Annotated in this window: 28 protein-coding genes and 1 riboswitch; of the genes, 21 read left to right on the top strand and 7 right to left on the bottom strand. The window is 56.8% G+C overall.

Going from position 1 to position 26,847, the window contains the following annotated elements; translation table 11 throughout:
• Nucleotides 1-52 precede the first annotated feature (52 nt).
• A complete protein-coding gene (sda, locus tag ELR57_RS16100; RefSeq protein WP_126960127.1) occupies nt 53-196 on the top strand; it encodes a sporulation histidine kinase inhibitor Sda in 144 nt (47 codons plus the stop codon).
• A 9-nt stretch (nt 197-205) separates the two neighbouring features.
• Here sda and ELR57_RS16095 read toward each other — a convergent pair whose 3' ends face one another.
• Nucleotides 206-460, bottom strand: a complete 255-nt coding sequence (locus ELR57_RS16095) for a hypothetical protein (protein WP_126960126.1) — start codon at nt 458-460, stop codon at nt 206-208.
• A gap of 125 nt (nt 461-585) precedes the next feature.
• Nucleotides 586-1,587 carry an NAD(P)/FAD-dependent oxidoreductase gene (locus tag ELR57_RS16090; RefSeq protein ID WP_126960125.1) on the bottom strand — a complete coding sequence of 334 codons (1,002 nt, stop codon included), beginning with the start codon at nt 1,585-1,587 and terminating at the stop codon, nt 586-588.
• A gap of 323 nt (nt 1,588-1,910) precedes the next feature.
• Here ELR57_RS16090 and ELR57_RS16085 point away from each other — a divergent pair, with 323 nt between their 5' ends.
• The 3 genes from ELR57_RS16085 to ELR57_RS16075 all read left to right on the top strand — a co-directional run bounded on the left by ELR57_RS16085 (nt 1,911) and on the right by ELR57_RS16075 (nt 4,305).
• Entirely contained in the window at nt 1,911-3,104 is a 1,194-nt protein-coding gene (locus tag ELR57_RS16085) for an NAD(P)/FAD-dependent oxidoreductase (protein ID WP_126960124.1), read from the top strand.
• Nucleotides 3,104-3,385 (top strand): hypothetical protein, encoded by a 282-nt coding sequence (locus ELR57_RS16080; RefSeq protein WP_126960123.1) that lies wholly within the window; start codon nt 3,104-3,106, stop codon nt 3,383-3,385. The genes ELR57_RS16085 and ELR57_RS16080 overlap by 1 nt, the downstream gene beginning before the upstream one ends.
• 215 nt (nt 3,386-3,600) lie before the next feature.
• Complete coding sequence (locus tag ELR57_RS16075) at nt 3,601-4,305, top strand: hypothetical protein (RefSeq protein ID WP_126960122.1); 705 nt, start codon at nt 3,601-3,603, stop codon at nt 4,303-4,305.
• A 217-nt stretch (nt 4,306-4,522) separates the two neighbouring features.
• On the opposite strand, the gene hemQ is transcribed toward ELR57_RS16075, so the two are convergent.
• A complete protein-coding gene (gene hemQ / locus ELR57_RS16070; protein ID WP_126960121.1) occupies nt 4,523-5,269 on the bottom strand; it encodes a hydrogen peroxide-dependent heme synthase in 747 nt (248 codons plus the stop codon).
• A 158-nt stretch (nt 5,270-5,427) separates the two neighbouring features.
• On the opposite strand from hemQ, the gene ELR57_RS16065 reads away from it, so the two are divergent.
• From ELR57_RS16065 to ELR57_RS16055, 3 genes are read left to right on the top strand one after another with little or no spacing between them, the layout of a single operon-like run.
• A complete protein-coding gene (locus ELR57_RS16065; protein ID WP_126960120.1) occupies nt 5,428-5,712 on the top strand; it encodes a YuiB family protein in 285 nt (94 codons plus the stop codon).
• Nucleotides 5,712-6,140 carry a GtrA family protein gene (locus ELR57_RS16060; protein WP_126960119.1) on the top strand — a complete coding sequence of 143 codons (429 nt, stop codon included), beginning with the start codon at nt 5,712-5,714 and terminating at the stop codon, nt 6,138-6,140. Before ELR57_RS16065 ends, ELR57_RS16060 begins: the two co-directional genes overlap by 1 nt.
• 57 nt (nt 6,141-6,197) lie before the next feature.
• The gene (locus tag ELR57_RS16055; protein WP_126960118.1) at nt 6,198-7,091 is read left to right on the top strand and encodes an alpha/beta fold hydrolase; all 894 of its coding nucleotides are present in this window, start codon (nt 6,198-6,200) and stop codon (nt 7,089-7,091) included.
• On the opposite strand, the gene ELR57_RS16050 is transcribed toward ELR57_RS16055, so the two are convergent.
• Nucleotides 7,082-7,564: a GAF domain-containing protein gene (locus ELR57_RS16050; protein WP_126960117.1), complete on the bottom strand. Its 483-nt coding sequence runs from the start codon at nt 7,562-7,564 to the stop codon at nt 7,082-7,084. The genes ELR57_RS16055 and ELR57_RS16050 overlap by 10 nt on opposite strands.
• A 178-nt stretch (nt 7,565-7,742) precedes the next feature.
• Between ELR57_RS16050 and ELR57_RS16045 the strand changes: the two genes are divergently transcribed.
• Both ELR57_RS16045 and dnaI read left to right on the top strand, forming a co-directional pair.
• A complete protein-coding gene (locus ELR57_RS16045; RefSeq protein ID WP_126960116.1) occupies nt 7,743-9,287 on the top strand; it encodes a DnaD domain protein in 1,545 nt (514 codons plus the stop codon).
• 39 nt (nt 9,288-9,326) lie between these two features.
• Nucleotides 9,327-10,277 carry a primosomal protein DnaI gene (dnaI, locus tag ELR57_RS16040; RefSeq protein ID WP_126960115.1) on the top strand — a complete coding sequence of 317 codons (951 nt, stop codon included), beginning with the start codon at nt 9,327-9,329 and terminating at the stop codon, nt 10,275-10,277.
• A gap of 54 nt (nt 10,278-10,331) precedes the next feature.
• Here the strand turns inward: dnaI and ELR57_RS16035 are convergent, their stop codons facing one another.
• Entirely contained in the window at nt 10,332-10,934 is a 603-nt protein-coding gene (locus ELR57_RS16035; protein WP_126960114.1) for a hypothetical protein, read from the bottom strand.
• Nucleotides 10,935-11,244: 310 nt separating this feature from the next.
• On the opposite strand from ELR57_RS16035, the gene ELR57_RS16030 reads away from it, so the two are divergent.
• The 10 genes from ELR57_RS16030 (at nt 11,245) to ELR57_RS15985 (ending at nt 20,265) form a co-directional block, all read left to right on the top strand.
• Nucleotides 11,245-12,372 (top strand): sulfate ABC transporter substrate-binding protein, encoded by a 1,128-nt coding sequence (locus tag ELR57_RS16030; RefSeq protein WP_126960113.1) that lies wholly within the window; start codon nt 11,245-11,247, stop codon nt 12,370-12,372.
• Nucleotides 12,373-12,398: 26 nt separating this feature from the next.
• Nucleotides 12,399-13,232 (top strand): sulfate ABC transporter permease subunit CysT, encoded by an 834-nt coding sequence (gene cysT, locus ELR57_RS16025; RefSeq protein WP_126960112.1) that lies wholly within the window; start codon nt 12,399-12,401, stop codon nt 13,230-13,232.
• Nucleotides 13,233-13,244: 12 nt separating this feature from the next.
• Nucleotides 13,245-14,120, top strand: coding sequence for a sulfate ABC transporter permease subunit CysW (gene cysW, locus ELR57_RS16020; protein ID WP_126960111.1), 876 nt, complete (start codon nt 13,245-13,247; stop codon nt 14,118-14,120).
• A gap of 15 nt (nt 14,121-14,135) precedes the next feature.
• Nucleotides 14,136-14,327: a YezD family protein gene (locus ELR57_RS16015; RefSeq protein WP_126960110.1), complete on the top strand. Its 192-nt coding sequence runs from the start codon at nt 14,136-14,138 to the stop codon at nt 14,325-14,327.
• A gap of 198 nt (nt 14,328-14,525) precedes the next feature.
• Nucleotides 14,526-15,182: a response regulator transcription factor gene (locus ELR57_RS16010; protein ID WP_126960109.1), complete on the top strand. Its 657-nt coding sequence runs from the start codon at nt 14,526-14,528 to the stop codon at nt 15,180-15,182.
• Between the two features lie 4 nt (nt 15,183-15,186).
• Nucleotides 15,187-16,632 carry a sensor histidine kinase gene (locus tag ELR57_RS16005; protein ID WP_126960108.1) on the top strand — a complete coding sequence of 482 codons (1,446 nt, stop codon included), beginning with the start codon at nt 15,187-15,189 and terminating at the stop codon, nt 16,630-16,632.
• Nucleotides 16,629-17,405 (top strand): hypothetical protein, encoded by a 777-nt coding sequence (locus tag ELR57_RS16000; protein ID WP_126960107.1) that lies wholly within the window; start codon nt 16,629-16,631, stop codon nt 17,403-17,405. Before ELR57_RS16005 ends, ELR57_RS16000 begins: the two co-directional genes overlap by 4 nt.
• A gap of 127 nt (nt 17,406-17,532) precedes the next feature.
• Entirely contained in the window at nt 17,533-18,315 is a 783-nt protein-coding gene (locus tag ELR57_RS15995; protein ID WP_238162553.1) for a M15 family metallopeptidase, read from the top strand.
• Nucleotides 18,312-19,556, top strand: coding sequence for a CapA family protein (locus ELR57_RS15990; protein WP_126960106.1), 1,245 nt, complete (start codon nt 18,312-18,314; stop codon nt 19,554-19,556). The genes ELR57_RS15995 and ELR57_RS15990 overlap by 4 nt, the downstream gene beginning before the upstream one ends.
• On the top strand, nt 19,546-20,265 hold the full coding sequence (locus ELR57_RS15985; protein WP_126960105.1) for an N-acetylmuramoyl-L-alanine amidase family protein: 720 nt from the start codon (nt 19,546-19,548) through the stop codon (nt 20,263-20,265). Before ELR57_RS15990 ends, ELR57_RS15985 begins: the two co-directional genes overlap by 11 nt.
• Nucleotides 20,266-20,396: 131 nt before the next feature.
• Here ELR57_RS15985 and ELR57_RS15980 read toward each other — a convergent pair whose 3' ends face one another.
• Complete coding sequence (locus ELR57_RS15980; RefSeq protein ID WP_126960104.1) at nt 20,397-20,549, bottom strand: YqzM family protein; 153 nt, start codon at nt 20,547-20,549, stop codon at nt 20,397-20,399.
• A gap of 190 nt (nt 20,550-20,739) precedes the next feature.
• Between ELR57_RS15980 and uvrC the strand changes: the two genes are divergently transcribed.
• Nucleotides 20,740-22,740, top strand: a complete 2,001-nt coding sequence (gene uvrC / locus ELR57_RS15975; protein WP_126960103.1) for an excinuclease ABC subunit UvrC — start codon at nt 20,740-20,742, stop codon at nt 22,738-22,740.
• 503 nt (nt 22,741-23,243) lie between these two features.
• Here uvrC and ELR57_RS15970 read toward each other — a convergent pair.
• Entirely contained in the window at nt 23,244-24,935 is a 1,692-nt protein-coding gene (locus ELR57_RS15970) for a CPBP family intramembrane glutamic endopeptidase (protein ID WP_126960102.1), read from the bottom strand.
• Nucleotides 24,936-25,232: 297 nt separating this feature from the next.
• Nucleotides 25,233-25,401, top strand: a riboswitch (cyclic di-AMP (ydaO/yuaA leader).
• A gap of 74 nt (nt 25,402-25,475) precedes the next feature.
• On the opposite strand from ELR57_RS15970, the gene ELR57_RS15965 reads away from it, so the two are divergent.
• Nucleotides 25,476-26,840 (top strand): TrkH family potassium uptake protein, encoded by a 1,365-nt coding sequence (locus ELR57_RS15965; protein ID WP_238162552.1) that lies wholly within the window; start codon nt 25,476-25,478, stop codon nt 26,838-26,840.
• Nucleotides 26,841-26,847 lie beyond the last annotated feature (7 nt).

Below are 26,847 nucleotides of genomic sequence, written 5' to 3'. Positions count from 1 at the left end.
CATGCTATGATTCCATCAGCCTATCAATCGCAGGGATGAAAGAGGGATCGAGATGCTTCCGCTGTTGTCAGACGAAATCTTGTTGGAAGCTTATCATCATGCCACTCGGCTTCAGTTGGATCGGGAATTTCTGAATCTGCTGCTGGCCGAGATCGAGAGAAGAAAGCTCAAATTGCCGGACGACCTCGCGGTATAGCCAAGCTGGCTAATCTTTCTCCATGCTCCACAAAGAGACCGGGTAGGTGAACGTGGCGGCGCACTGCGGACAGCAAGCGATGTGAAGACAAGCCTCCGCCGCATCTTGCCGGAATGTCGAACTTGCGAGCGGAATGTCCGCCGGAGAGTACGGGGAGTAGGGACCGTTCCAGTCCTCGGTTCTTCCCTCGTCGCTTGCGGCGGAGCCGCACGCCGGACAGGTTGGATTTGGCGAGCCGAGAGCATTGCAAGCGGGACATATCATGAAGGGCATCCTCCTTGGAGCCGGATCTTCGATCCGGATTCGTTCCAAGTTAGGATGCCCTTATTGTTTCAATATATGGGATGGCTTTATCGCTTTACGAGTACATCAAGTCCGTCATTCGGCGATCACATCTTCAAGTTGCTGCTGTGGCCGGGAGACAGCTTCGCGTTCGGATCGACGTACACCTTCGCGTTGTTGATGGCGGTAGGCGCTTCGCCGAAGCCGACGGCGATCAGCTTGAGCTTGCCCGGGTAAGTCGTGATATCGCCGGCGGCGAAGATGCCTTCGATGTTCGTCCCCATGCGCGTGTCGACGACGATCGAGCCGCTCTCGATGTTCAGGCCCCATTCGCCGATCGGACCAAGGGAGCTGATGAAACCGAAGGTGACGATGACCGAATCGACATCGAGCTTCGTTTCTTCTTTGGTCTTCACGTCGGCTAGAGTAACGCTCTCGATTCGATCTTCTCCGTGCAAGGCGACGATCTCGGACGGAACGACGACCTTGACGGACGATTGCTGCAGCAGCTCGACGCTATGCTCATGGGCGCGGAATTTATCGCGGCGGTGTACGAGCGTAACGGACTCGGCGATCGGCTCCAGCATGAGGGCCCAATCCAACGCGGAATCCCCGCCTCCGCTGATCAAGACCTTCTGGCCCCGATACCGCTCGAGATCCTGGACGAAGTAATGAAGGTTGACGCCTTCGTACTTCGGCGCCTCCGGAAGCTCAAGCCGACGAGGCTCGAAGGCTCCGACTCCGGCCGTGATGATCACGGACTTCGCCTCGTAAGCGCCTTTGTCCGTGGTTACTTTGAAGTGGCGATCGGCCAGCTTGCTTACGGACTGTACTTTCTCGTTCAAGACGATGTTGGTCTCGAAACGGCTCATCTGCTGCTGGAGATTATCCACCAGCTCCTGGGCTTTCACTTTCGGGAAGCCCGCGACGTCGTAAATATATTTCTCGGGGTACAGGGCAGCCAACTGGCCTCCGAGCTGAGGCATGCTCTCGATCAAGGTGACCGACATCTGTCTCATGCCGCCGTAGAAAGCGGCGAACATTCCGGCGGGTCCCCCGCCGATAATAATCACGTCGGCCAATGCGGCCGATTCGTTCGTCGTGCTCATGTATGACAACCTCCGTTTATATGCATTTTCCGCCGAGACATGAAATAACCTTCGGAGAATCTTTCTCAATTATAAACTCGATTGGGGGAGAGCGGAATAGCCGAGCCCGTTTTGTCGACATTTGTTGGAATTTGAAGCAAAAGAGAGCCTGCATTTTTGTGGAGTTGTCCAAACAATTTCGTAGGATGTAAACTTGAAAACAGATTGCAAAGCCGATATTATTCAGTATGAAGAGGCATACGTACAGATAGGGTACAGAGGAGTTGTGTCTTTTTTCACATAATATAGATATAAACACAACCTCGGATTGGATGGGATTAACCATGAGCAGCATTCCAAAAATCGTGATTTTGGGCGCGGGATATGGCGGTATCCTGACCTCCCTTCGATTGCAGAAAGAGTTGAACTACAACGAAGCGGACGTCACCTTGGTGAACAAACACGATTATCATTATATTACGACGCATCTTCACATGCCGGCGGCCGGAACGGATCACCCCGACAACGCCCGTGTGAACATCTCCAAGCTGATCGACGAGTTCAAGATCGACTTCGTCAAGTCGACCGTCGTGCAGATTCGGCCCCAAGATCGCAAGGTGATTCTGGAAGACGGAACTCTGTCCTACGATTATCTGGTTATCGGGCTTGGCGGGGAATCCGAGACGTTCGGCATTCCCGGGCTTGCGGACAATGCGTTCACGATTCGAAGCATTAACTCGGTGCGCCTGATCCGAGAACATATCGAATACCAATTCGCCCGCTACAAGCGGGAGCCTCACCGCACGGATTACCTGACGTTCGTCGTCGGCGGCGCCGGCTTCACCGGGATCGAATTCATCGGCGAGCTAGCCGACCGGATCCCGGACCTGTGCAAGCAGTTCGACGTCGATCCGTCGCTCGTGAAGATTATTAATGTAGAAGCAGCTCCGACGGCACTGCCGGGCTTCGATCCGGAGCTGGTCGAATACGCGATGCAAGTCCTTCAGAAGAAGGGCGTTACCTTCCGCATCGGAACGGCGATCAAGGAGTGCACGCCGGACGGGGTCGTTGTCGGCGACGGGGAAGAGATCAAGTCTCAGACCGTCATCTGGACGGGCGGGGTGAGAGGCAATCGCTTGATCGAGGACGCCGGCTTCGAGACGATGCGAGGACGCGTCAAGGTAGACGAATTCTTGCGTGCGCCCGGACACGAGAACGTGTACGTGCTTGGCGACAACTCGCTGATGTTCAACGACCAGGGACGTCCGTATCCTCCGACGGCGCAGATCGCGATGCAGCAAGGCGTGAATTGCGCCCACAACCTGGTGGCCGCCATTCGCAGCCAATCGCCGAAGCCGTTCGCCTTCGCGAACAAGGGCACGGTCGCTTCCCTCGGCAAGGGCGAAGCCATCGGCATCGCATTCGGCAAGAAGTACAAGGGGCGCGTCGCCGCATGGCTCAAGAAGATGATCGATCTGCGCTACCTGTTCATCATCGGCGGAATTCCGCTCGTGCTTCGCAAAGGCAAGTTCCTGTAATGCGTCATTGCAGCGTTCAGGTCAGAGGCTTGCTCACCCGGGCCGAGCTTGATCGATACAACGCGCTGATGGAAGTCGGAAGCTACCTGGAGTCCCAGAGCCGTTACGATCTGTCCGCTATCGTGCAGGCGGAGGTCGATCTGCTGATTCAGCCGGGCATCGAGAGGCTGAAGGAGAAAGGCCGCGAGCGGGACCGGATGTCCCAGGAATTCATGGAGGAGCTTCGCCGCGCCGAATGGGAAGCCCAGATGAAGAAGCTTCAAGAGGAAGATGACGAATAGATCGAGCGTGATCTAACGAGATCTTGCGAGATCTAATGAGTTCAAGAGCTGTTTCTCAGGTCGGAAGACGATCTGGGAAACGGCTTTTTTGTTTTCATTATTCGCGTCGGTTCTTGGCTTCGGATGGCAGGAACAGCATTTTGCATTTTGCTACGCGGCTAGGTGGAAACTTTTGTTAAATGGGATGCGTCTATGTTCAAAAGGGGGGATCGTTCATGACACGTTTTTTATTCTGGGGTTTGATTTTGGCGCTTCTTGCGGGATGCGGGAAAGCTCCGTTTGGCAGCGGAGGATGCGGCGCCGATATCGATTGGATCGATTTTGTGAAGCTAAATGATATTACATACAACCAACTCAGCGTAAACTCCGACAAAGCGGACGATAGCCAGCTCGGCAAGAAAATCGGCGAAGTTCGGTATACGCTGAACAATCATGCCTGCACCGACCACAAAAGCAAAAACGGCGATGCCTCCTACCTTGCGGTTGGTACTCCTATATACGAGGCAAAAGGGTATGCGGCTACGTTTCGGGTCGTCGCGGACCACAAGGTGTATCAGGCCAATGGAAATCCCCATGCCAAAACCGTTGCCGATCTCTGGGACATCCGGAGCCGAGTCGATCGTGTCAGCTTAGAGAGCGGGTACGACGGCAGCCCGATTGGCGACTTTAAGCCCGAGGCGGCATCTTCTCTCATCGATGCGGTGCTCGAGCTCCAGTACGTTGGATTCGAGGAGGTCTATCCTAAGATTCAGCATGAGTCGGGGGTATTCCTGCGGATCCACTTAAAGGACGGAACATCGTTCCGCGCAGTCTACTATCCGAAGGCCCAGGCCTTTTCGGCAGGCTTCTTTGTTCCCGCCGTTACCGGCGACCTCATCATGTCGGAGCGAAGCCGCATCAAAGCCGCCGCAGGTCTGTAACTTATCGTAATGGTAGAGGGTTTGGACAAGGGGAGAGTGAGTTATTGCGAAAAAAGCAACAACGGCTCCAAACAACATCGTAACCAATCAACAGGTCAACTAAGTAACCAATCCACCGAGCAAATCCTAGCAGGCCTTACTTCCTGATAAACAAATAAACCCGCCCAAGGGAGCCGGCCAACAGCGGGTCTGCCCAAGAGCGGGTTTTCTCTTTTCCTTACGCCTTAAGAAGCTCGTTCAACGAATCGTGCGTCAGGCGATTGCCCACGAAGAAGGCGCCGAACTCGCCGTAGCGGGCGCTCACTTCGTCGAAGCGCATCTCGTAGACGAGCTTCTTGAATTGCAGCGCGTCGTCCGCGAACAGGGTAACGCCCCATTCCCAGTCGTCGAAGCCGACCGAGCCGCTGATGATCTGCTTGACCTTGCCGGCATAGCTGCGGCCGATCATGCCATGGCTGCGCATCATCGCCTTGCGGTCTTCCATCGGCAGCATGTACCAGTTGTCGCCGAGCAGGCGGCGCTTGTTCATCGGATAGAAGCAGATGTGCTCGGACTTCGGCAGGATCGGCTTCAAGCGAGCGACGACCTCCGGAATCTGCATCGGGTCGACGCCCGGCTGCCCCATGTAGTTGCTAAGCTCCACGATGCTCACGTAAGAATGGACAGGCTTCGTGAAACGGGCGAACGTCGATTTATTGAAGGCGTTCTCGACGGCGTTCAGCTCCTGGAGCGTCTCCCGCAGGTGCATGAAGACGAAATCCGCCTTCTGGCCGACTATGCTGTACAGCGCGAGGCTTCCTTCCTTGCGGGCTTCGGTCTCTTCCCATTCGTTGATCAGAGCGAATAATTCCTTGGACGCCTTGGCGCGATCGGCTTCCGACGCATCCTGCCATGCGGCCCAATCCATCGTGCGAAAATCATGAAGGACGTACCATCCGTCCAGTGTCTGTGCGGCTTCACTCATCTGTTCGATTCTCTCCTCGCCATAGCGGATTTCCAACATTTCTACTGCTTTATTGTAGCGGATAAGCCCCTCGCGGAGCAAACGGAGATGGAGAACATTGACTATAGAGAAAACGATCTTGTAAACTGGAAGAGATATGATGCCGGGAGGAAGCAGTCATGACGGAATTGATCCAAGAAATCGTCGGTACCTTGCTGTTCTACGTGTTGTTCTTCGGGATCGGCTTTATTCTCAATATGCTTATTAAGACAACCTGGCTGCCAACGTGGCTCTACATCATCATCGTGCTGCCGCTTGGCGTCTGGCACTTCTGGAATCCGGAGCTGAGCTGGCTGGCGTTCATCGGCGTCTTCCTGTGGCCGTTCATTGCCGGCATCGGCGGCGCGCTGTCGAGCGGCTGGGCAATTCGGTCCCTGCGCAAGAACGGGTACCGGATGTTCTAATGACGGAACATTCGAAGGAAGCGGCGCAAGCCCGGGGGAAAATAAAGCAAGCAGCGAAGTTCGCGACGGTGGGAGCGATGAATACGGCGGTCGATTTCGTCGTATTCGCCGTCCTGGTGTACGGGGTGGACGCCGTTACGGCTCTGGCCCAGACGATCTCTTATCTGTGCGGCTTCCTGAACAGCTACCTGTGGAACCGCAAGTGGACGTTCCGGTCCGAGAAGCGCGCGAGCGCCAAGGAGATCGGCCAATTCGCCGCCGTGAACGCCTTCTCGTTCCTGCTGTCCATGGCCGTCCTGCTCGGGCTGGAGAAGGGGCTCGGATGGAATCCGCTGGCGGGCAAGCTGGCGTCGATCGTCGCTTCGCTTGCGGTCAATTACGCGGGGAGCAAGCTGTGGGTTTTTCGGGAGACGAAATCCCAGACATAGGTATGAAAAGAAACGGGGTACGGGAACGCTAACGGTGACATCACCGGAGGTGAGACCGTGCCCTTATTGCATATCAACGGAGTGGAGACGCATTATCACCTGCAAGGGCGAGGCCGTACGATTATTTTCCTGCATCCGCCTTGCATGGGAAGCCGTGTATTTACTTACCTGCGCAACGATCTGGCCCAGGACCATCGAGTATTGGCTTTCGACTTCAGGGGGCACGGCCGAAGCGCTTCCTCGAAGGACCGCCTGTCGATCGCCATGCTTGCGGAGGACGTCATCCGGCTTATGAACGAGCTGGATATCGGGCAGGCTTATCTGTGCTCGTACGCGCTGGCATCCATGGTAGCCCTTCAAGCGTTGGATGCTTACCCGGACCGGGTTCGAGGGGCCGCCTTGCTGTCGGGGGCTGCCGAGTTGAAGGAGAGAAGGCCGAAGCTGGAAGCCAAGCTGTCGCAGATCGCCTCCGCGTTCGGAGCCAAGGGATTGGTCTCCTTCTCCAGAAGCTGGAGACATGCGGATAACGCCGAGGCGTTCTACCGGATGAGGTCCGAGATGCGGGCCGGAGATCCGAACAAGTGGAAGGAATACTTGGATGCTTGCCTCGCTTTTAAGGGGACGGAGCGGCTGCCCCGCATCGAGAAGCCGGTGCTGCTCCTCTACGGGGAGAATGACAAGAGATTCGCACCTCAAGCCAGAGAGCTCCAGAAGGGCTTGCCGGAGGTGTCTACCGCGTGGATTCCTCGCGCGGACGACCGCCTTCCGATCCATTCGGCCGACGCTTCCGCGCAAATCATCCGGGGCTGGATCGCCGCCTTGGAGGAAGGACCGCGAGCCTCCGCGCGAATGCGGGAGGCCGAGTATCCGTCCGAGACGTACGGGTTCGATCCAAGCGAGCTGAATCCGGCCGAGGATGGAGCGGATTCGGCTTACAAGGATTATAGGTAATCGCCTAGGAGTTGCGTGAATCTCTCCAGCAGCAGTTGGTCTTCCTCGCTGAACCGAGACTTAAGCGGGCTGTCGATATCGAGGACGCCGATCAGCTCGCCCTTCGCATACAGGGGAATGACGATCTCCGAGTTGGAAGCGGCGTCACAGGCGATGTGCCCGGGGAATTGATGGACGTCCTCCACCCGGATCGTATCGCGCTTCGCGGCGGCCGTGCCGCAGACTCCGCGGCCCAAGGCAATGCGGACGCAGGCGGGAAGCCCTTGGAACGGGCCGAGCACGAGCTCGCCTTCCTCCAGCAGGTAGAAGCCAACCCAGTTGATGTCGGTCAGGTAAACGTTCAGAAGAGCGGAAGCATTCGCCAGATTGGCGATGCGGCTAGGTTCGTCTTCGATCAGGCTCTTCAGCTGGGAGAGCAGGATTCTCTCGTTCTCTTCCCGGGAGCCGCTAAGGGTTTGACGCTCAAAGGACATGATTCTCACACGCTTTCCTGTATAGGTTGAACATGCTTATTATATCGCTATCCGGGCCGAATGGCACCATTGCCTGTTAGAGACTCCCATCGCGGGAGCCTCTTTTTCATATCCAGAAACGAATGGCTTTGTGCTACAATAGAGAGACCATTTCTATGAAAAGAGTGTTATAGACAAGATGCGAGTGTCGAATCGCCTGGAATTCACGGAGAACCACCGTTACGTGGCCTGTCGCGACTTCGCGCTTAGCGGCCTGGACCGGACGATTCTCTCCAATCTCTATCAACCGATGGTCGGAGCTTTCGCCGTTGGCCTTTATATGATGCTGTATCATCATCTCGAAGACGAGCGCGTCGGCTACACCGTGCCGGAGCCGCAGAGAAGGCTGCTTCTGGGACTCGGCCTGGAGCTGAACGATGCGGGGCGCAAGCAGCTCGTGGAGAATGCCTCGAAGCTGGAGGCCGTCGGGCTGCTGCAGGTATTCCGCCAATACGATCCGGCCCACGAAGAGACGCTGTACGAATACGTTCTATTGAAGCCGCTGTCCGCAGCGGAGTTCTTCACGAACCTTCACCTGACGCTGCTTCTAAGGGATAAGGTCGGCAAAGATCCTCTTCTGGACCTGAAGAATCGGTTCTCTCCCGAGAGGCCGGTCGGCCTTGCGAGGTTCATGAACCGCGAAGAGATTACCGTTCCTTTCTACGAGCTGTTCCAGCTGAACGCGGGTCCCGTCGATCCCGAGCTGGAAGCGGTCATGGAGGAGAGCGCTTCGGCGACGGAAGCGGCCGCATCGCCATGGGACAAGCAACCGGAGAAAATCAGGCACAGCGATATGCTGTTTCATTTTCCCCGGTCGTCCGCGAACCGTTCCTTCGTCGAACGCTTGCACCTGCAGACGGAGTCGATGGCGCAGATCAATTATCTGGCATACAAGTTCGACTTGGACGTGGCGCAGATCAACCGGCTGCTGGACGAGAACGGAATCTTCGAGACGGACGGCACGCTGAGGTGGGACGAGCTTCAATACCGCGCCAATCTGACGTACCGGCAGAGCCGGAAGCGGGAGGAACAGGCGGAGCGCTATTTGTCCCGGCTGCATTCCTCCGAGCCTGGCGCAAGCGCCGCGCCGGAAGCGGCAGACGAGCGAACGGATCCGGCCGTCTACGTGGAAGTGCCGAGCCGCTTCGTCGGAAAGGTAACCGTCGCGCATTACAATCGCCTGCTGCGGACCGAGCCGTATACGAGAATGATGGAGAGGTATTTTCCTTCGTCCGTTCCGGTTTACTTCAAGAATATCTTCGAGCGGATCAACCAGAACTACAAGCTGTCCGATCCCGTCGTGAACGTGCTCTTCCATTACCTGATCGGGATGGAGGACGACCAGCGCCTCACGTCAAGCTTCATAGACTCGATCGCCTCGAACATGCTGGTCAGGGGGATCGACACGTTCGAGAAGGCGGTCGCTTACGTCCGCAGCCAGGAGAAGCTGAACGAGACGCTGGAGCGCAGGCGCAAAGGGCAGGACTCCGAGTCCGGCGGCAAGGCACAGGGCTATGGCGCCGGCGGCAGAGGACGCAGGGGAGTCGGCAGCGGAGGCGGCAGCGGCTCTCGCAAGCCGTCCATGCCGGTTGTCGGCAACGACGTTCCCGCGGAAGAGGTATCCGCGGAGGAGCGGGAGAAGATGCGCGAGCTGGCTCGCAAGTTGCAGGATAAGAATAAATAGATCGATAGATAGAGTCATTGAAGGGGAGGAGGAGAAGAGATGGAATCGTTGGGCGAAGCTCTTAGAAGCTGGAAGCAAGTCGCCGGAGGACAAGACCCGCAAGCGATCGGAGACCGCGTGCTGAACGACCCGCTCGTGAGAAAGTTCAGGGAGCGGTATCCGGAGCTGACCGAGCATACGCTGCGGATCAACATGAACAAGCTGTACCAGATGACGGTCGAGTACCGGAACTGCAAGGAATGCCCGGGACTCGCGAATTGCCCGAACGATATGCAGGGCCACTCCACTCGAATCTCCTGCGAGGAGCAGAACGGAGAATGGCAGCTGTTCGACAGCAAGACGCCATGCTCCAAGTGGACCGCCCATGATCAGCAGGAGCGCATTCGGCGCCAGATTACGAGCTACTATGCCGATGTGGAAGTGTCCGACGATCGCTACAAAGAGATGCAGATGCTCGAGCGGGATCCGGATCGCGAGGTAGCCGTCACGAAAGTGATGCAATACGTGCAGGCGACCGAAACGGTCGGCCTCGGAACGAAGGGCCTCTACTTGATGGGCAGCTTCGGCACGGGCAAGACGTTCCTGGCCGGCTACCTGCTGCACAAGCTTGCCAAGGAAGGCTATTCCGGCGTCATCGTCTACATGCCGGAGTTCGTCGAAGATGCGAAAGGCCTCATGATGGAGCCGCAGAAGCTGAAGGAGACCGTCACCCTGATGAAGGAATGCGACCTGCTCGTGTTCGACGACATCGGAGCGGAGAACCTGAGCCCTTGGGTGCGAGACCACGTGCTGGGCGCGATCCTGAACTACCGGATGAACCGGAAGCCGACTTTCTACACCTCGAACCATGACTTGGACTCGCTGGAGAAGCACTTCAGCTTCACGCACAAGGAAGGCGAGGAGCTGCACAAAGGGCAGCGGCTCATGGATCGGATCCGGCCCTTCGTCGACGTCGTCCATGTAAGGGGAAGGAATCAACGAGGGCAATAAGCTAATCGCAAGACAAAGAAATGCCCGGCGTTTTGAACAGCGCCGGGCATTTCTTTATTTTGTGCTCCAAACGTTCTTATAAAGGTTCGTTACAGTAAGTTTAACGATGCCCGTCTCATTCAAGCTAACTTCGTTAGACTCATAGGCGGATGAGGGGAACAGGTAGAAGCCAAATTCATCTCCGTCCTTGTAATTTAATCCTCCTGTACTGAATTCCGAACATGCATATCGTTTGCCCTTGTACTCGGCGGTCATCTTGGCGGACATATTCATCGTAAAAGTATGATCATCAATCGTTCGATGCTCGATCCCCGAGACCAAAGTGGCTCCTTTTATGGAATATCGTCCGCTGGAGCGAAAGCCGATTCGATAGCCTCCCGTACCGTAGTTGCCGGTATTATCGATCCATGACACGTAGATACGGTGAACTCCGTCGTTATACAACTCTTTGCCGATATTGCCGGATAAGTTCGAGAGGTCGATCGTAACCGAATACTCGCCTTCGACGAGCTCGCCGTTCGCTTGATATTCTGTCGTCTTATTGGCGATAGAAGCCATTCCTTCCGTCCAAATGCCTGCCAATCCGGATGACCATATGGCGGCCAAAGCGATTGCGAGTACGGGCAACGCGATCCATAATCCCTTCTTGACTCCCAATTCCGAGAAAACCTCCTTAAGATGCTAAGCTGCATGTTTCTAATATATTCCCCATAATATTCCTAAACTCCTTGCCGGAAGAAGCTGCCCGATACGGCATAAGCGAAGAGACGAAGCCCCTTTTCGATCGGAGCTCGACAAAAGCTTCTTGTACCTTTCCGCCCACAATATCAATTATTTTTATCGAATACAAAAATAGAACTTATTGACATTAACCCTATCCGCCTGCTATGATTTCTCCAATACCAACCAATCGGGTAGGAATAATAAGCGAGGTTGTCCCGAGAAAAAGGAATAGGGGTGCATCAAGATGAACCAATGGAAAAAGAGAAAGTCATCGTCATCGTTTATTCTTCTGATCGTTGCCGCACTTATGATTACCGTCTTGTCCGCATGCGGATCCAACAACAAAAACAGCAGCAACGGAGGCAACAGCTCCGCTTCTCCATCGGCGAGCGGCGCCGCTGCCGAGAGCGCAAGCCCGAGCTCGACGCCGAAGAAGGGATCGGTCGAGCTGCTGAACGTCTCCTACGACCCGACTCGCGAGCTGTATGTCGCCTTCAACGAGAGCTTCGCGAAGTACTGGAAGGAACAAACGGGCCAAACGGTCAAGATCAATCAGTCTCACGGCGGATCGGGATCGCAGGGACGCAAGGTGCTTGACGGCTTGGAAGCCGACGTCGTCACTCTGGCGCTCGCCTATGACATCGACGCACTGGCGGACGGCGGATTGCTGAAGGAAGATTGGCAGAAGCAATTCGAGAACAACAGCTCTCCGTACACGTCAACGATCGTCTTCCTCGTACGCAAGGGCAATCCCAAGAACATCAAGGATTGGAACGATCTGATCCGGGACGACGTCAAGGTCATCACGCCGAATCCGAAGACGTCCGGAGGAGCCCGCTGGAATTACCTCGCCGCTTGGGGCTATGCATCCCAGCAATTCGGCGGAGACGAGGCGAAGATCAAGGATTTCCTCAAGAAGCTGTTCGCCAACGTGCCGGTGCTGGATTCGGGCGCCCGCGGTTCGACGACGACGTTCGTCGAGCGCAAGATCGGCGACGTGCTGCTGGCTTGGGAGAACGAAGCTTACCTCGCGAAGAAAGAATACGGCGACGATTACGAGATCGTCACTCCTTCGCTCAGCATTCTGGCCGAACCTCCGGTTGCGATCGTCGATAAGGTTGTCGATAAGAGAGGAACCCGCGAGGTGGCCGAGGCTTATCTGAAGTATCTGTATACGCCGGAGGGGCAAGAGATCGCCGCCCAGAACTTCTACCGTCCGAGACTGCCGGAGGTAGCGGAGAAGTACAAGGATCAATTCCCGCAGCTCAACCTGCTGACGATCGACGGAGACTTCGGCGGCTGGAGAGAAGCCCAGAAGAAACACTTTGCCGACGGCGGCACGTTCGACGAGATTTATACGCCAGGATCCTAAACGAGTAGAAGAGGGAAGGGCAGAATATGGCCAGCATTCGGACCAAGAGCGTTCTACCGGGCTACCGGCTTACGCTAGGCTTCACCATTCTGTATCTTAGCTTGATTGTGCTAATCCCACTGGCCGGGCTGGTCGTCAAAACCGCCGGCCTCACCCTCCCGCAGCTGTGGGATACGGTCACGAGCCCCCGGGTCGTCGCGTCTTACCGGGTCAGCCTGTTGACCGCCTTCTACGCCGCGCTGGTCAATGTCGTCTTCGGCCTCATCGTCGCATGGGTACTGGTTCGCTACCGGTTCCCGGGGAAGAAGATCGTGGACGGTCTGATCGACATCCCGTTCGCGCTTCCGACGGCGGTGGCGGGCATCGCGCTTACTTCGATCTATGCGCCGAACGGTTGGATCGGCAAGCTGGTTGAGCCTCTTGGACTAAAGATCGCTTATACGCCGCTCGGCATCACGGTCGCGCTGATCTTCATCGGAGTTCCGTTCGTCGTGAGAACCGTTCAACCCGTGCTGCAGGATCTGGAGAGCGACATGGAGGAGGCGGCGGTCCTGCTGGGAGCCTACCGATGGAGAACGTTCCGGAAGGTCATTCTGCCGGAGCTCGTTCCTCCGCTCTTAACCGGCTTCGCGCTGGCGTTCGCAAGAGGAATCGGCGAATACGGTTCCGTCGTCTTCATCTCCGGCAACATGCCGCTCAAGACGGAGATCACGCCGCTCCTGATCATCACCAAGCTGGAGCAATACGAGTACAGCCAAGCGACGGCAATCGCTCTGGTGCTGCTGGTTCTCTCGTTCGGCCTGCTTCTCATCATCAATTCGCTGCAACGGTGGAGCAACCGCCGTCTGCGGTCGAGCTAGGGAGGGATGCGCATGGCTGGAGCCCTTCCTTCCGTTGCTCCCGTCTCCCGCGAGACGAAGTCGAAGCACTTGACCGAATCGACAAGGGTCAAGTGGACGCTGATCGGCATCTCCATTCTGTTCGTCGGAGTCGTCGTTCTGCTTCCCTTGATTACCGTTCTGCTCGAAGCCTTCCGCAAGGGCTGGAGCGCCTACGTCGAAGCCTTGAAGGATCCGGATGCGATCGCGGCTTTGAAGCTGACTCTCACGACCGCGCTGGTCGCCGTTCCTCTCAATACGATTTTCGGCGTGGCGGCGGCCTGGGCGATCACGAAGTTCCGGTTCCGCGGGAAGAACCTGCTCATCACCTTGATCGACCTGCCTTATGCGGTTTCTCCGGTCATCTCCGGGTTAGTCTACATTCTGTTGTTCGGCGCGCAAGGGTTCCTTGGGCCTTGGCTTATCGACCACAATGTCAAGATCGTGTTCGCGACGCCGGGAATCATTCTGGCTACGATGTTCGTCACTTTCCCGTTCGTGGCCAGAGAGCTCATCCCTCTCATGGAATCGCAAGGCATACAGGACGAGGAAGCGGCGGTCAGCCTCGGCTCTCGCGGATGGCGGACCTTCTTCAAGGTGACGCTTCCGAACATCAAGTGGGGCTTGCTGTATGGAATCATCCTCTGTAACGCCAGGGCGATGGGAGAATTCGGCGCCGTGTCGGTCGTCTCCGGCCACATCCGGGGAGAGACCAATACGCTGCCGTTGCATATCGAGATTCTCTATAACGAATATCAGTACACGGCCGCTTTCGCGGTAGCTTCCCTGTTGATGCTGATGGCAATCGTTACTTTAATCATCAAGAGCTTCATCGAGAGCAGAATGGTTAGCAGCAAGCACGGAGAGTAAAAGGAGGAGTAGGAGATGGCGAAGCCGTTGGAGTTGAACGAGAGCTGGGTGGAACGCATCTCGGATGCGGTAACCGGCTTGCAGTACGGGACGGTGCAGATCGTCGTGCATGACGGACGTATCGTGCAGATCGAGAGAACGGAGCGTCGACGCTTCGACGAGGTCAGCGAACGCCGCGAGAAAGCGGCCAAGGTCATCGAGAAATAGAAGCGGAACAGAAACAAGGAACGCCAGGCCTCCCCGAATTCGGGGCAGGCTGGCGTTTTTTTGGGCTGAATCCGCGTCCGAAAGGCGCCGAAGGCGTTGCTGCCTGGCTAGCATAATTTGCTGATGCAAGCGCTGCTGATGATGATATACAATGAATAGATTGTACGCATTACCGGAGAGCGGAGGTAGGAAGCCGAGATGAACAGGCGAATATTGATTGTCGAAGACGATGTCTCCATATCGAACATCATCAAGTTGAATCTGACTATCGTCGGTTACGAGACCGTGCAGATAAACGATGGGATGGAAGCCCTGGAAGAGTTGAAGAGAGAGAAATACGATTTGGTCCTGCTCGATGTGATGATCCCGAGGCTGGACGGCTTCGAGCTGATGGAGAGGATTCGGCCGATGAACATCCCCGTTATTTTCCTGACGGCCAAGAACACGGTCTTCGATAAAGTCAACGGACTGAAGCTCGGCGCGGACGACTATATGGTCAAGCCGTTCGAAGCGATCGAGCTTCTGGCTCGAATCGAAACCGTATTGAGGCGGTATGGCAAGGGGGAATCCGTGCTATCCTTCCAGCATATTGAAGTGAACCTGGACAAGCGGGAAGCGACGGCGGCTCGGGAAGTGGTCGAACTGACGCCCAAGGAGTTCGATCTTCTCGTTCTTCTTCTCAAGAATAAGAACATAGCCTTGTCGCGAGAGCAGTTTATCGAGAGGGTGTGGGGCGGGGATTACTACGGGGAGACCCGAACGGTGGACATGCACATCAAGTCCCTTCGCAAGAAGCTGGGCTTGCAGGAGCACATAAAGACGATCTATAAGATCGGCTACCGGCTGGAGGACTGATCCCATGAAGTTCTGGCAGAAAATCAGCCTTTTCTCCCTCCTGACCTTCGCCGTTATCTTCAATGCTTCTTCGATCATGGTGATCGAACGCAACCATCGGAATATGCTCCGCCAGGAGATCGATAACGCATTAAGCATTAATATGAACATCCGCTCCAGCGTCGACGCCGTCGTTCCGCTCCTTCGCATTTATAATTCCATCGATTATGAGAAAACGGTGCTGACCAACATCGCTTCCGAGTTCGTCAGCAAGAACAGCGGCCGGGGGAGTTACTTGGAGATCGTGGCGGACGACCATCGATCGATCTACAGCAACCTTGATTTCGAGTACGCCGGCAGCCGGGACGAACTCGAGCAGCTGAAGCCGGACGAGATCAAATACATCCTGAGGGATATCGGGGACCGGACCTTGCTGTTCACGTCCAACGTCGCCGACATCAATCAGAAGGGCTATATCTTCACCTATGTCAAAGACTTGACGCCCTTATACGCGGAGCGGGTCGACCAATACCGGTTCTTCATCCAAGTCGACCTGGCGGCATGCCTCCTCTACGTCCTTGTTATGTTCGCGGTAAGCAAAGGACTGACGAGACCGATCGATAAGATGGTTCGAACGGCGCAAGGCATCTCGCAGGGCAATTTCTCGGAACGGGTGAGCGTGAGGTCCGGCGACGAGATCGGCCTGCTGGCGGCGAACTTCAACCGGATGACGGACGTCGTGGAATCGAAGATCCTGGAGCTGGAGCGCAATAACGCCGAGAAACAGAGATTCATCGATAACATTACGCATGAGCTGAAGACCCCGCTTACCTCGATCATCGGGTATGCCCATTATTTAAAGGCGACCAAATACGACGAACGCCTTTTCCTCGAAGGCTTGAACGTGATTCATTCGGAGGGCAAGCGGCTCGAGTCGCTGTCCGCCAAGCTGATGGATCTGATTCTGGTCAAAGACCATCTGTTCGAGAGGAAAGCCGAGAACGTGAAGTCCGTCGTCGAGGAGCTGGCGCCTTCGCTTGAGCTGAGGGCCGCAGCCAAAAGGATTTCTCTGGACTTCCAATGCCGGGATGCCTTCTGCTTGATGGACAAGGACTTGATCAAGATCGTCTTGTACAACTTGGTGGACAATGCGGTGAAAGCATCGGCCGAGGACGGACGCATCGCGATCCGGACTTTCGCGGAAGGGCCTTCGGTCCTGCTGGAGGTTGCCGACGAAGGCAGCGGCATCCCCGCAGAGCATATCGAGCATATCTTCGAGCCTTTCTACGTCGCGGACAAAGCGAGGACGAGAAGCCATCATGGAGCGGGACTCGGGCTGGCGATCTGCCGCAGCATCGCGGACATCCACCAAGCGTCCATCGAAGCGGCCAGCGGCAACCGGCAGGGAACGACGATCCGCATGACCCTTCAGGCGCTTAGCCGGGAAAACGAGGTGAAGGACAAGCCATGAGACTCATACGGACCGGAATCATTTTGTTCCTCTTTAGCCTGCTCCTATCCGGGTGCGGCTTCTACTCCGGGGTCGAGAAGGATAAGGTCATGGTGAAGAAAATCGAAACGTCCGCCTCTTCTCCGCCCGTCCAATACGAAGGAACTTTATCCGAGGGAGCCTACGAGACGCTCGGCCTCAACGCCATCAATTCGTTCTACGGCCATAACTTGACTTCGGAGGATATCTTGATGGAGGGCTCCGGCCTCGATCTGCAGCAGATCAAAGCCATCATTGCCTCGACGCAGGCTAGCTCGGACCCGGGCAACAGCTTTCTCGTGCAGTACAAAGATCAATTAAGCCGCGTAGAGCAAGGCGTATACCTCGCGAACATCGTCAATAAGTACGAACGGGAGGATGCCTACGGCGTCGTGTTCAATGCCAAGAACGGGGAGGTGCTCGGGTTATACCGGCTCCGAAGCTCCTCTACAACGCTCGATAAGACCAAGACGGTCCTCGGGATGGAAGAACTCAAGGAGAAAGCCGGGCAAAGCTTGCCGAGCGTATCCGACGCCGCCGCCGGCGAGCTCGAGCTGGTTGACGAGTCCATCGTCTCGGACGATCGAATCACGGAATTCGACTACCGATCGAAGGAATCGGGAAGCGTCGTGCTCAGCTTGCTGCTTGATCGTTCGACCGGCGAGCTTGACGGCTATTACAAAGATATCATGAGCGTCATTCAATATCTCATTGCCCGTACGAAGTACGCGACCAGCGTGATAGAAGCCCGTTAACGGGCTTCTTTTTTTCTCCTTCCGCATTCGTTCGCAAGATTTACAACTTCTTTACAAGTCGATCTCAGTTCTCTTATTTGGCCGCGATAAACTATCGAATATCGCAGCGAGAGAAGGAGATTGAGAGATGAAGAGGAATAAACGAGTAATGCGAAGGAGCTTGATCGCTATCGCGGCGATCTCTCTGACGCTGGCAACGGCTTGCTCGAAGCCGTCCGCGGGCGAAGTCGAGAAGGAGCGCCCGGCGGCATTGGGAGGAGCTGCGCAGGAAACGCAAGCATCGGCGGAGTCGAAAGGCCATTCGGATCCGGAGGGTGAATTAGGCGAAGGGCAGGCTGCCGACGATACGCTGGTCTCCTTGGTCAACAAAAAGCACCCGTTGGATAAGGCCTATGTCCCGGAAGACTTGGTGCCCGTAGACGTACCTACCGTACTGGACAATCCGGAAGTGAATCAGCTTCGGAAGGAAGCGGCGGCGGCACTGAGCAAGATGTTCGATGCCGCCTCGGAAGACGGCGTGAAGCTGTATGCGAGGTCGGGGTATCGCTCCTACAAGACGCAAGAAGCGTTGTTCGCGAGCTATTCCGCCAGAGAAGGCGAGGAAGCGGCGAACCGATACAGCGCGCGAGCGGGCCAGAGTGAGCATCAGACGGGGCTGGCGATGGACGTGACGAGCGAGAGCGTCTCCTTTCAGCTAGACGAGGCTTTCGGAGAGACGACGGAAGGTCGATGGCTGGCCGAACATGCCCACGAATACGGCTTTATTATCCGGTACCCGCAAGGCAAGGAAGACATAACCGGATATATTTACGAGCCTTGGCACGTTCGCTTCCTAGGAGTCCGGCTGGCAGCCTCGGTTTATGAGAGCGGCTTGACGTACGAGGAATTCGTTGGCGAGGGCATCGAATGAGGAGCGTCATACGGGGAAAAGGCGGCAAATCGTTGATTGCCGGGGCGTTGGCCCTGGTTATCCTATCGGCAAGCGGCTGCGTCGGAGGCCTAGGCCAAGGACAAGGAAATGGGAATGGAAATGGGAAAACCGCTATCTCGGCTGTCGGCAGCGATCCGAGCGGAACGTCATCCGCGTCGGCGGCGGCCGGAGAATCGGCGCTTCAGCTGGCGGCTGTCGGAGACATCATGTTCCACAACGCCCAATTGGACAGCGCCCGCAAGGAAACGGGGGGCTATGATTTTAATCCCGTATTCGAACAGGTGAAGCCGATCCTGGAGGCGGCGGACATCGCGATGGCTAATTTCGAGACGACAACGGCGGGAGACGCCGAATACCCTTATTCCGGTTACCCGCGCTTCAATTCGCCGGACGAATCGCTGGACGCGTTGAAGGCTGCCGGTCTCGATGTCCTGACCACGGCCAATAACCACAGCCTGGATACGGGGAGAGCCGGAGTGCTCCGGACGCTGAAGACCATTCGGGAACGGGGGATGGACAGCGTCGGAACCTATGCGAGCCGGCCGGAATCAAGGGTTCTGCTGAAGGAGGCGAACGGCATCAAGCTTGCTTTTCTCTCTTATACGGAAAGCCTGAACGGCTTGGAAAATCTTCTTACGGCGGAAGAATTGGATACGATGGTCAACAAAGCGGACGAGCGGAAGATCCGGGAGGATGTAACGTACGCCGCCGAGCATGGGGCCGATCTTATCGTAGCGGCCATGCATTGGGGCAACGAGTACGAACGCGATGCATCGGAAGGACAGCGTCAACTGGCGAAGCGTCTTGCCGACATGGGCATCGATCTCATCATCGGCAGCCATCCTCATGTCATTCAACCGTCGGAATGGCTGGAGCGCAAGGACGGGAAGAAGACCTTCGTCATTTATTCCATGGGCAATTTTATCTCCAATCAGCGCTTAGAGACTTTAGATAATGCGTATACGGAGGATGGCGTCATCGCGAGATTCGATATTCGCAAGGACAAGCAGACCGGCGAAACGGCCATTCGGAAGGTCGACTTCATTCCGACCTGGGTTTACCGGGACAAGGAGAGGGGACAGAACGAATTCACGTACCGAATCCTGCCGGCGAAGGAATATCGGGACAGCGCGGAGCTATCGAAGGAATTTCAAGCAAGGGCGAATCGGTCCTATCGGGATACGATGGCGCAGTTAGGCGAGAGCCCGGATGAGGAATAGACAAGCCGCTCGCAGCCGGAAGCCTCGCAGGTTCGTCCCCTTGCTGGTCCTGTTCCTTCTGATAGCAGCCGTTCGGATTCTCATGCTTAACGGCGCGGATGATCCGCCGGCCGGCAGTCCGTCCGATAAAACGGAGCAAGCCGGGAACAGACCTGGCGGGGATGCCCGCGGCGGACCGTTCCGGATCCTGATCGATGCAGGTCACGGGGGGATCGACCCCGGAGCGGAAGGAGCCAGCGGCGCGGAGGAGAAAGACATGACCTTGTCCGTTGCTAGGAAGGTTTATGAGCTTCTGCGTAATGACCCGCTGTACGAGGTCCACATGACCCGGGAGGACGATTCCTTTATCGAATTGGAGGACCGCGCGGACATCAGCAACGATCTGGAAGCCGACGCCTTCTTGTCCATTCACGGCAACAAATACGACGATCCTTCCGTGTCGGGAATCGAGACTTATTACGACTCATCGGACAGCCTTCTACTGGCGCAGGCGATTCACGACAAGCTGATCCGGGAGACCGGCTTTAACGACCGCGGAATCAAGCGGGAGGATTGGACGGTGCTTGCTTTGAACGAGCGGCCTTCCATTCTGATGGAGCTCGGGTTCCTGTCCAATCCGGAGGAGGAGTCGAGAATGCGGGATCCGCAATGGCAGGACCGCGTTGCCGAAGCGATCGTGGACGGTCTTAACCGGTACTTCGGGGGTTAAGTCGAAGGTTAGATGGAACGTTATATAGAAGGTTAAGTTAAAAGGAAAAAGCAGCGGAAACAAAACATCCCGGCTTCCTCGAGAGAGGGACCGGGATGTTCTGCGTTAGCGGCAGCTTGTCTGCCGTACGATTAGGTGTTTACGAACTTGACGATGACCGCAATCGCGAATACGACGAACATGAAACCGAACATGCCGCCGAAGCCGACCATCAGATCATGCAGATCGTCGCGAGGTTCTTCATTCACGTGCAAGCGTGGATCCTGAGCTTGGATGTTCTCCATAAGGCGCCTCCTGAAGCGATCGATATTCCTAGTATAACCAACTTCTCTTTTCCTTGTAAAGCATGGAGTTAACAAGTTGTGGAAGCGAGCGAATTGTTGAGAGGGAACACCCATTCCCCTTGCGGCTGTGCTACAATAGAAGCGGAAGCGGCGATCGGCCGCGCAATACATGCACAAGGAGGTCTCCGGGATGGAGATATCGAAGCCGGCTGCGGCTCCCGTCAGCGCGGAGCAAGCGGCAGAGAACATTCGCAACAAGCTTGCGCTTCTTCCCGATCGGCCTGGCTGTTACCTGATGAAGAACGCGGAAGGGACGATCATCTACGTCGGCAAAGCGAAGGTGCTGAAGAACCGGGTCCGCTCTTACTTCACGGGCAGCCATAATGCGAAGACGCAGCATCTCGTCGCGGAGATCCGCGATTTCGAATACATCGTTACGAAGAGCAACATCGAAGCCCTTATTCTGGAATGCAACCTGATCAAGCAGCATTTTCCGAGGTACAACGTTCTGCTCAAGGACGACAAGTCCTTCCCTTATATCAAGATCACCAACGAGCAGCACCCGAAGCTGGAGGTTACCCGGCGCATCGTCAAGGACAAGGCGAAGTACTTCGGTCCTTATCCGAACGCGTTCGCGGCCCAGCAGACGAAGAAGCTCCTGGACCGGCTGTACCCGCTGCGCAAGTGCAAGACGCTCCCGGACAAGGTATGCCTCTATTATCATCTCGGCCAATGCCTGGCTCCATGCGAGTATACCGTCGAGAAGTCCGAGTACGAGCGGATGGTCGGCGAGATCTCGAAGTTCCTGAACGGAGGGCATGCCGAGATCAAGAAGGACCTCCAGAGGAAAATGGAATCGGCTGCGGAAGAGCTGGCGTTCGAGAGGGCGCGGGAATACCGGGACCAGATCGCGGCGATCGAAGCGACCATGGAGAAGCAGACGATCACGATGCACGACACGCTGGACCGCGACGTGTTCGGCTATGCCGTCGACAAGGGCTGGATGTGCGTGCAGATCCTCTACATGCGCCAGGGGAAAATGATCCAAAGGCACGTGTCCCTCTTCCCGTTCTACGGGGAGGCTCACGAGGACTTCCTCACTTATGTCGCGCAGTATTACAGCGACAATCCCGCTCTGCCTCGCGAGATGCTGCTGCCGGATGCTCCGGCGGCCGTCGAGGCGAAGGCTAACGCGACGTCGGATCTCGCTGCGGCGAAGCTTGCCCGCGAGGGCGAAGCGGAGGAGGACGAAGCCGACGGCTCGCAAGCGGATGCCGGCGCATCCGATCAAGGGGCGGCCGCTTCGGACCGGGAGGGCGATGCGGAGAGCGCGGACTTCGCGGAGTCGCTTCGCTCGTGGCTGAACATCAAGGTGCTGGTCCCCAAGCGCGGCACGAAGCGCCAGCTCGTGACGATGGCCTGCGGCAACGCCAAGGTCGCGCTGGAGGAGAAGTTCCGCTTGATCGAGCGCGATCAAGTGCGCAGCGTCGGCGCCGCCGAGGGGCTGGCCCGTTACATCGGAATACCGTCCGCTCACCGGATCGAAGCGTTCGACAACTCGAACATCCAAGGCTCAAACCCGGTGTCGGCGATGGTCGTGTTCACCGACGGGAAGCCGGACCGGAAGGAATACCGCAAGTACAACATCCGCACCGTTCAGGGGCCGGACGATTACGAGACGATGCGCGAGGTCATTCGCCGGCGGTATGAGCGCGTGCTGAAGGAAGGCTTGACGATGCCGGACCTCATCGTCATCGACGGCGGCAAGGGACAGATCGCTTCGGCGATCGACGTGCTCGAGAACGAGCTCGGGCTGGACATTCCTGTCTGCGGCCTCGCGAAGGACGAGAAGCACCGCACCTCGCAACTGCTCGTCGGAGACCCGCCCGAGGAGATCCCGCTGCCGCGCGACAGCCAGGAATTCTACCTGCTTCAGCGCATCCAGGACGAGGTTCACCGCTTCGCGATCACCTTCCACCGAGAGAAGCGCGCGAAGTCGATGATCGCGTCCAAGCTCGACGCGATCCCCGGCATCGGCGAGAAGCGCCGCAAGCAGCTGCTCAAGCACTTCGGCTCGCTGAAGGCGATCCGCGAAGCGAAGGTCGAGGACTTCCGCGCCGTCTCGATCGGCGAAGCGCTCGCCCGGCGCATCCTCGATTCCCTGAGCGAAGGGGAACCTTCCAACACTTAATAATTCAGATTTGGCTGCCCGGGATGCGGGCAGCCTTCTTTATGGGCGCTAAGGTGACTGGAATTGCAAGCCAAGCGTCGCATGATGCCCTCAAATGAGTAATAATTACTCGAATTCCCCGCCAAGCGTCGCATGATGCCATCAAATGAGTAGTGGTTACTCAAATGGCCCGCCAACAGTCGCATGAGGCCACCAAATGAGTAATGGTTACCCAAATTGCCCGCCACCCGTCGCATGATGCCGTCAAATGAGTAATAGTTACTCAAATTGCAGGGGGAGAGAGCGGATTAGTGGTACGTGGTGCAACAAATCGGCGGGATTGCAGGGGAGAGCGCGGATTAGTGGTACGTGGTGCAACAAATCGGCGGGATGGCGGGGAAGAGAGCAGATTAGTGGTACGTGGTGCAACAAATCGGCGGGATTGCAGGGGCGAGCACGGATTAGTGGACAGCAGCCAAAGAGCCGAGAACGCCATGAGGCGCAATCGGCTCTTTTTGCTCCTGCTATGCCGTTCGCCGCTTCGAGTACAATCCGTGCAGCTTCCAGATGGCGACGCCGACGATGGCGGGCAGAAGGATGCTGACGATGCCGCTGACGGGATCATAGGGCAGCCCGTCGAAGAAGAGCTGCACGCTCATGAGGATCGCGTCGAGAGTCACATGGGCGAAGATGACGGCCATCAAGCCGAAGCGAAGCATGAGCCAGCCGAACAGGACGCCGATGATCACGAGCTCGATCACGCGCGACTGGACGGGATAGATCGGGTAGCCGACATGCCCGAACGCCCAGAACAGCGAGGGCGGCAGCATGGCGAGGAAGGTGAGCGCGTTCGCCGTTCGCCGGCTCGGCTCGCGCCCCGTGATCCCCCGCGCGAGACCTAGCAGCCACCAACGGAACAGCGCGATGCCGAACAATCGATACACGAGTTCCTCGGAGATACCGGCGCACCATGCGAGCGCGGGAAGCAGCCAAGGGTAAGTCATGTTGTAAGACGATTGCGAAGCGTCCGAACCGGTGAACGAGCCGAGCCACAGCTCCAAACCGACGTAGATGACGGATTGCACGCCAAGGATAAGGAGGCCAAGCGCGTAGCCTTGCTTCATGCTGCGCAGCACCTCGTCTCCGAAGCCGCGCTCCTTCCATCGAGGCCATAGCGAATGGCCCATGGCCTTCCACAGGCCGTCGCCCCCGACGGCGGAGAAGTAGGCCAAACCGGCGGTGGCTGCCAGAATAAGGGCGTTCACGATCAGCAGTCCTTCCACTGTGCCTTCGGAATAGGGGGCGGAGAAGCTGCCGGAGCGGGAACGGAAGCCGGCGATCATATTCAGGGTGAAGCACGCGTACAACCCGAAGTAAATGAGAGACAGCAGCCATCCCCTGCGCATCGAGGTCCTTTTTCGTTGCTGAACGGCGTACGCAATCGCCAGCACGAACAGGATTAACTGGGGAAGCAGGAAGCCTAGCATGGACAGCCGGGTTGCCCGATCTTCATGCTTGGTCAGATAGTCGGCGAACGAAGCAGGCGGCTCGAGCCGGTACATGACCATTTCGTTCGGCTTCACGATCAGCTCGAGCCTCGCTTCCCCGATAGGGGCTTTCCTCGATTGGAAGATGTAGTCCCCGCCCGCTGTCATCTCCCCCGTGCTTTCCCATTCGTCGGGATCGTAGCCCCATTGGGCAAGGAATTGCGTAAGCTCCTTCCTGTCAACGCTCCGGTCATCGCCGGAAGCCGTATTCTTCTGTTCGCCCCCGGATGCCGGCAGGCGACCTTCGCTCCGGTCGTCCGACGGGGCTTCCCCGTCTCCCAGCCTCATCCAGCCGACCAGCTTCCCGGTCTCCATATGCAGCATCAGCCGAAGCCATCCGCCGTCCCTCAGCTTCAGGTCGGCGCGGTACGAATCCGTCGGGAACCGATCGTCCCAGGCTTTGCCGTAATCCTCGGAAAGCCGCTCGCTCTCCAGGTAGGCGACGGCTTCGCTGTCGCTCACATGGGCAAGCTGCGTCTGGCTTACCTCATCCGGGGCGATTCCCCAGCGGTCCTGCGCGATCCGGAAAGCCTGGGCCTCCGCTTCGGCCCTCGTGAGCACGTTCAATTCCCCGTCCGTGAACAAGGTGCGGATTCCAGGCGCAATCTGAATCCAGAGGAAGGCGAACAATCCTATAATAGATGCAAGAAGCCAGCGTCTCGAGACCAACGATCCCCACTCCGTTCAGCCCGCCTTCAAGTAAACGCATACACCAAGGCCGGACCCTTTATTTTCTACCGATAGCGTTCATTATCTGCTTAAATTGGTGCATGGCCGAGAGAATACCGCAGAATCGCCGTCTTCCTCCGGTTTTATCGCTGCATAATCGCGGAATAAGGCTGTAGAGAGCGAAATTTGCCTAATTTCGGGCTTGTTCCTTTGATGCTGGCAGACTATAATTCGTTGAGGCAGCTTGGCTCGCGAATCCGGCGTCCATAACCTGCCATCTTCAAGGTCTCTTATCATCATACTCTCCAGCCGAATTTCTGCAAGAAAACGGGGGAACCAACTTTGCACGCGCTGCTTCCGCACGCGGCACCCGGGGTGAATTCCAAGCGCCATGCGCCATAGGATAGGGCTTTCTGTTCAGGCCCGAACCCGTCAGCTAACCTCGTAGGCTGTTATGGAACAGGACTCGTGCCGCAAGCACTGGAGCGTCCAGTGCTTTTTGTTTTGTTCTTTTCTCCCCCGGGGAGATTATAGGCAACGTTGATAATCGAGGTGGCGGGTTTGTTCAAAAAAGTGAGGGGATGGTTCGTTGCTTCCCCGCCGCGAGCGTTAACCATCGGCTTGTTCGTCATAATCGTGATCGGAACCGTCCTGCTGAAGCTTCCCGTCTCGCTGAAGGAAGGCCAGTCGATCCGTTGGATCGATGCTTTCTTCACTTCCGCGTCCGCGACGTGCGTCACCGGACTGGTCGTCGTCGACACGGGCACGTTCTTCTCGGCGTTCGGGCATTGGGTTATTCTCGTTCTGGTGCAGATCGGCGGCCTCGGCTTCATGACGATGGGCACGCTGTTCGCGATCTTCCTGCGGCGCAAGGTCTCGCTGAAGGAACGGCTGATCCTGCAGGAGTCGCTTAACCAGAACAACCTCGAAGGAATCATCAAGCTCGTGCTTCGCGTTATTTATTACGCGCTGACGATCGAGCTCATCGGTTCGGTGCTGTTCACCCTTCGTTTCATGGCGGACATGAATCCGGGCAAGGCGCTGTACTATGGCATTTTCCATGGCGTCTCGATCTTCAACAATGCGGGCTTCGATCTGTTCGGCGATTACCGAAGCATGTCGGATTACATATCGGATCCCTTCGTCAATATTCTGTCCATCCTTCTTATCATTCTCGGCGGCTTAGGCTTCGTGGTGTTGGCCGATCTGGTAGAGTTCCGGCACAAGCGAAGGCTGTCGCTGCATTCGAAGGTGGCCATCTATACCACTCTGCTGCTGTTCGTCGGGGGCGCCGCCGTCATTCTTCTTTTCGAATACACGAACGAGAATACGTTAGGTCCGCTCGGCCTGGGGGACAAGATCATCGCTTCGTTCCTTCACTCCATGACGCCGCGCTCCGCGGGCATCAGCACGATCGACGTGTCCTCGCTCCGGCAGGCGACCCAATTCCTGCTCGTCATCCTGATGTTCATCGGCGTCTCCCCGGGGTCCACCGGCGGCGGCATCAAGACGACGACCTTCGCGGTGCTGATCGTCTCGGTTATTGCGGTCATCCGAGGCCGGGAGGATGTCGTCCTGCTCCGGTATCGTCTGGAACGGGAACGCGTCTATAAGGCCATTACCGTTACTCTCTTCTCCTTCATTATCGTCGTTATCGGCACGATGCTGCTCTCCGTCACCGAGAACCATACGTTCATGGTCGTCCTGTTCGAAGCGACTTCGGCATTCGCGACGGTCGGCTTGTCCGCCGGCTTGACGCAGGAATTGACCGACATCGGCAAGCTCATCGTGATCTTTCTGATGTTCATGGGGCGCCTAGGGCCGTTTACCCTGTTCTATGCGGTCGGACCGAAGAAGGGCAGAAGCCTGTATCGCCATGCGGAAGGCAAAATCATCATTGGATAATCGAAGG

This window comes from Cohnella sp. AR92 (assembly GCF_003990975.1).
Taxonomy (GTDB): Bacteria; Bacillota; Bacilli; order Paenibacillales; family Paenibacillaceae; genus Cohnella.
Note: the sequence above shows the minus strand (reverse complement) of the source record. Positions and strands in the feature narration are given on the sequence as shown.

Excerpts from the sequence above, each read along its gene's own strand:
- sda (WP_126960127.1), top strand. The coding sequence starts at position 53 with ATGCTTCCGCTGTTGTCAGACGAAATCTTGTTGGAAGCTTATCATCAT.
- ELR57_RS16095 (WP_126960126.1), bottom strand. The coding sequence starts at position 460 with ATGATATGTCCCGCTTGCAATGCTCTCGGCTCGCCAAATCCAACCTGT.
- ELR57_RS16090 (WP_126960125.1), bottom strand. The coding sequence starts at position 1,587 with ATGAGCACGACGAACGAATCGGCCGCATTGGCCGACGTGATTATTATC.
- ELR57_RS16085 (WP_126960124.1), top strand. The coding sequence starts at position 1,911 with ATGAGCAGCATTCCAAAAATCGTGATTTTGGGCGCGGGATATGGCGGT.
- ELR57_RS16080 (WP_126960123.1), top strand. The coding sequence starts at position 3,104 with ATGCGTCATTGCAGCGTTCAGGTCAGAGGCTTGCTCACCCGGGCCGAG.
- ELR57_RS16075 (WP_126960122.1), top strand. The coding sequence starts at position 3,601 with ATGACACGTTTTTTATTCTGGGGTTTGATTTTGGCGCTTCTTGCGGGA.
- hemQ (WP_126960121.1), bottom strand. The coding sequence starts at position 5,269 with ATGAGTGAAGCCGCACAGACACTGGACGGATGGTACGTCCTTCATGAT.
- ELR57_RS16065 (WP_126960120.1), top strand. The coding sequence starts at position 5,428 with ATGACGGAATTGATCCAAGAAATCGTCGGTACCTTGCTGTTCTACGTG.
- ELR57_RS16060 (WP_126960119.1), top strand. The coding sequence starts at position 5,712 with ATGACGGAACATTCGAAGGAAGCGGCGCAAGCCCGGGGGAAAATAAAG.
- ELR57_RS16050 (WP_126960117.1), bottom strand. The coding sequence starts at position 7,564 with ATGTCCTTTGAGCGTCAAACCCTTAGCGGCTCCCGGGAAGAGAACGAG.
- ELR57_RS16045 (WP_126960116.1), top strand. The coding sequence starts at position 7,743 with ATGCGAGTGTCGAATCGCCTGGAATTCACGGAGAACCACCGTTACGTG.
- dnaI (WP_126960115.1), top strand. The coding sequence starts at position 9,327 with ATGGAATCGTTGGGCGAAGCTCTTAGAAGCTGGAAGCAAGTCGCCGGA.
- ELR57_RS16030 (WP_126960113.1), top strand. The coding sequence starts at position 11,245 with ATGAACCAATGGAAAAAGAGAAAGTCATCGTCATCGTTTATTCTTCTG.
- cysT (WP_126960112.1), top strand. The coding sequence starts at position 12,399 with ATGGCCAGCATTCGGACCAAGAGCGTTCTACCGGGCTACCGGCTTACG.
- cysW (WP_126960111.1), top strand. The coding sequence starts at position 13,245 with ATGGCTGGAGCCCTTCCTTCCGTTGCTCCCGTCTCCCGCGAGACGAAG.
- ELR57_RS16015 (WP_126960110.1), top strand. The coding sequence starts at position 14,136 with ATGGCGAAGCCGTTGGAGTTGAACGAGAGCTGGGTGGAACGCATCTCG.
- ELR57_RS16010 (WP_126960109.1), top strand. The coding sequence starts at position 14,526 with ATGAACAGGCGAATATTGATTGTCGAAGACGATGTCTCCATATCGAAC.
- ELR57_RS16005 (WP_126960108.1), top strand. The coding sequence starts at position 15,187 with ATGAAGTTCTGGCAGAAAATCAGCCTTTTCTCCCTCCTGACCTTCGCC.
- ELR57_RS16000 (WP_126960107.1), top strand. The coding sequence starts at position 16,629 with ATGAGACTCATACGGACCGGAATCATTTTGTTCCTCTTTAGCCTGCTC.
- ELR57_RS15995 (WP_238162553.1), top strand. The coding sequence starts at position 17,533 with ATGAAGAGGAATAAACGAGTAATGCGAAGGAGCTTGATCGCTATCGCG.
- ELR57_RS15990 (WP_126960106.1), top strand. The coding sequence starts at position 18,312 with ATGAGGAGCGTCATACGGGGAAAAGGCGGCAAATCGTTGATTGCCGGG.
- ELR57_RS15985 (WP_126960105.1), top strand. The coding sequence starts at position 19,546 with ATGAGGAATAGACAAGCCGCTCGCAGCCGGAAGCCTCGCAGGTTCGTC.
- ELR57_RS15980 (WP_126960104.1), bottom strand. The coding sequence starts at position 20,549 with ATGGAGAACATCCAAGCTCAGGATCCACGCTTGCACGTGAATGAAGAA.
- uvrC (WP_126960103.1), top strand. The coding sequence starts at position 20,740 with ATGGAGATATCGAAGCCGGCTGCGGCTCCCGTCAGCGCGGAGCAAGCG.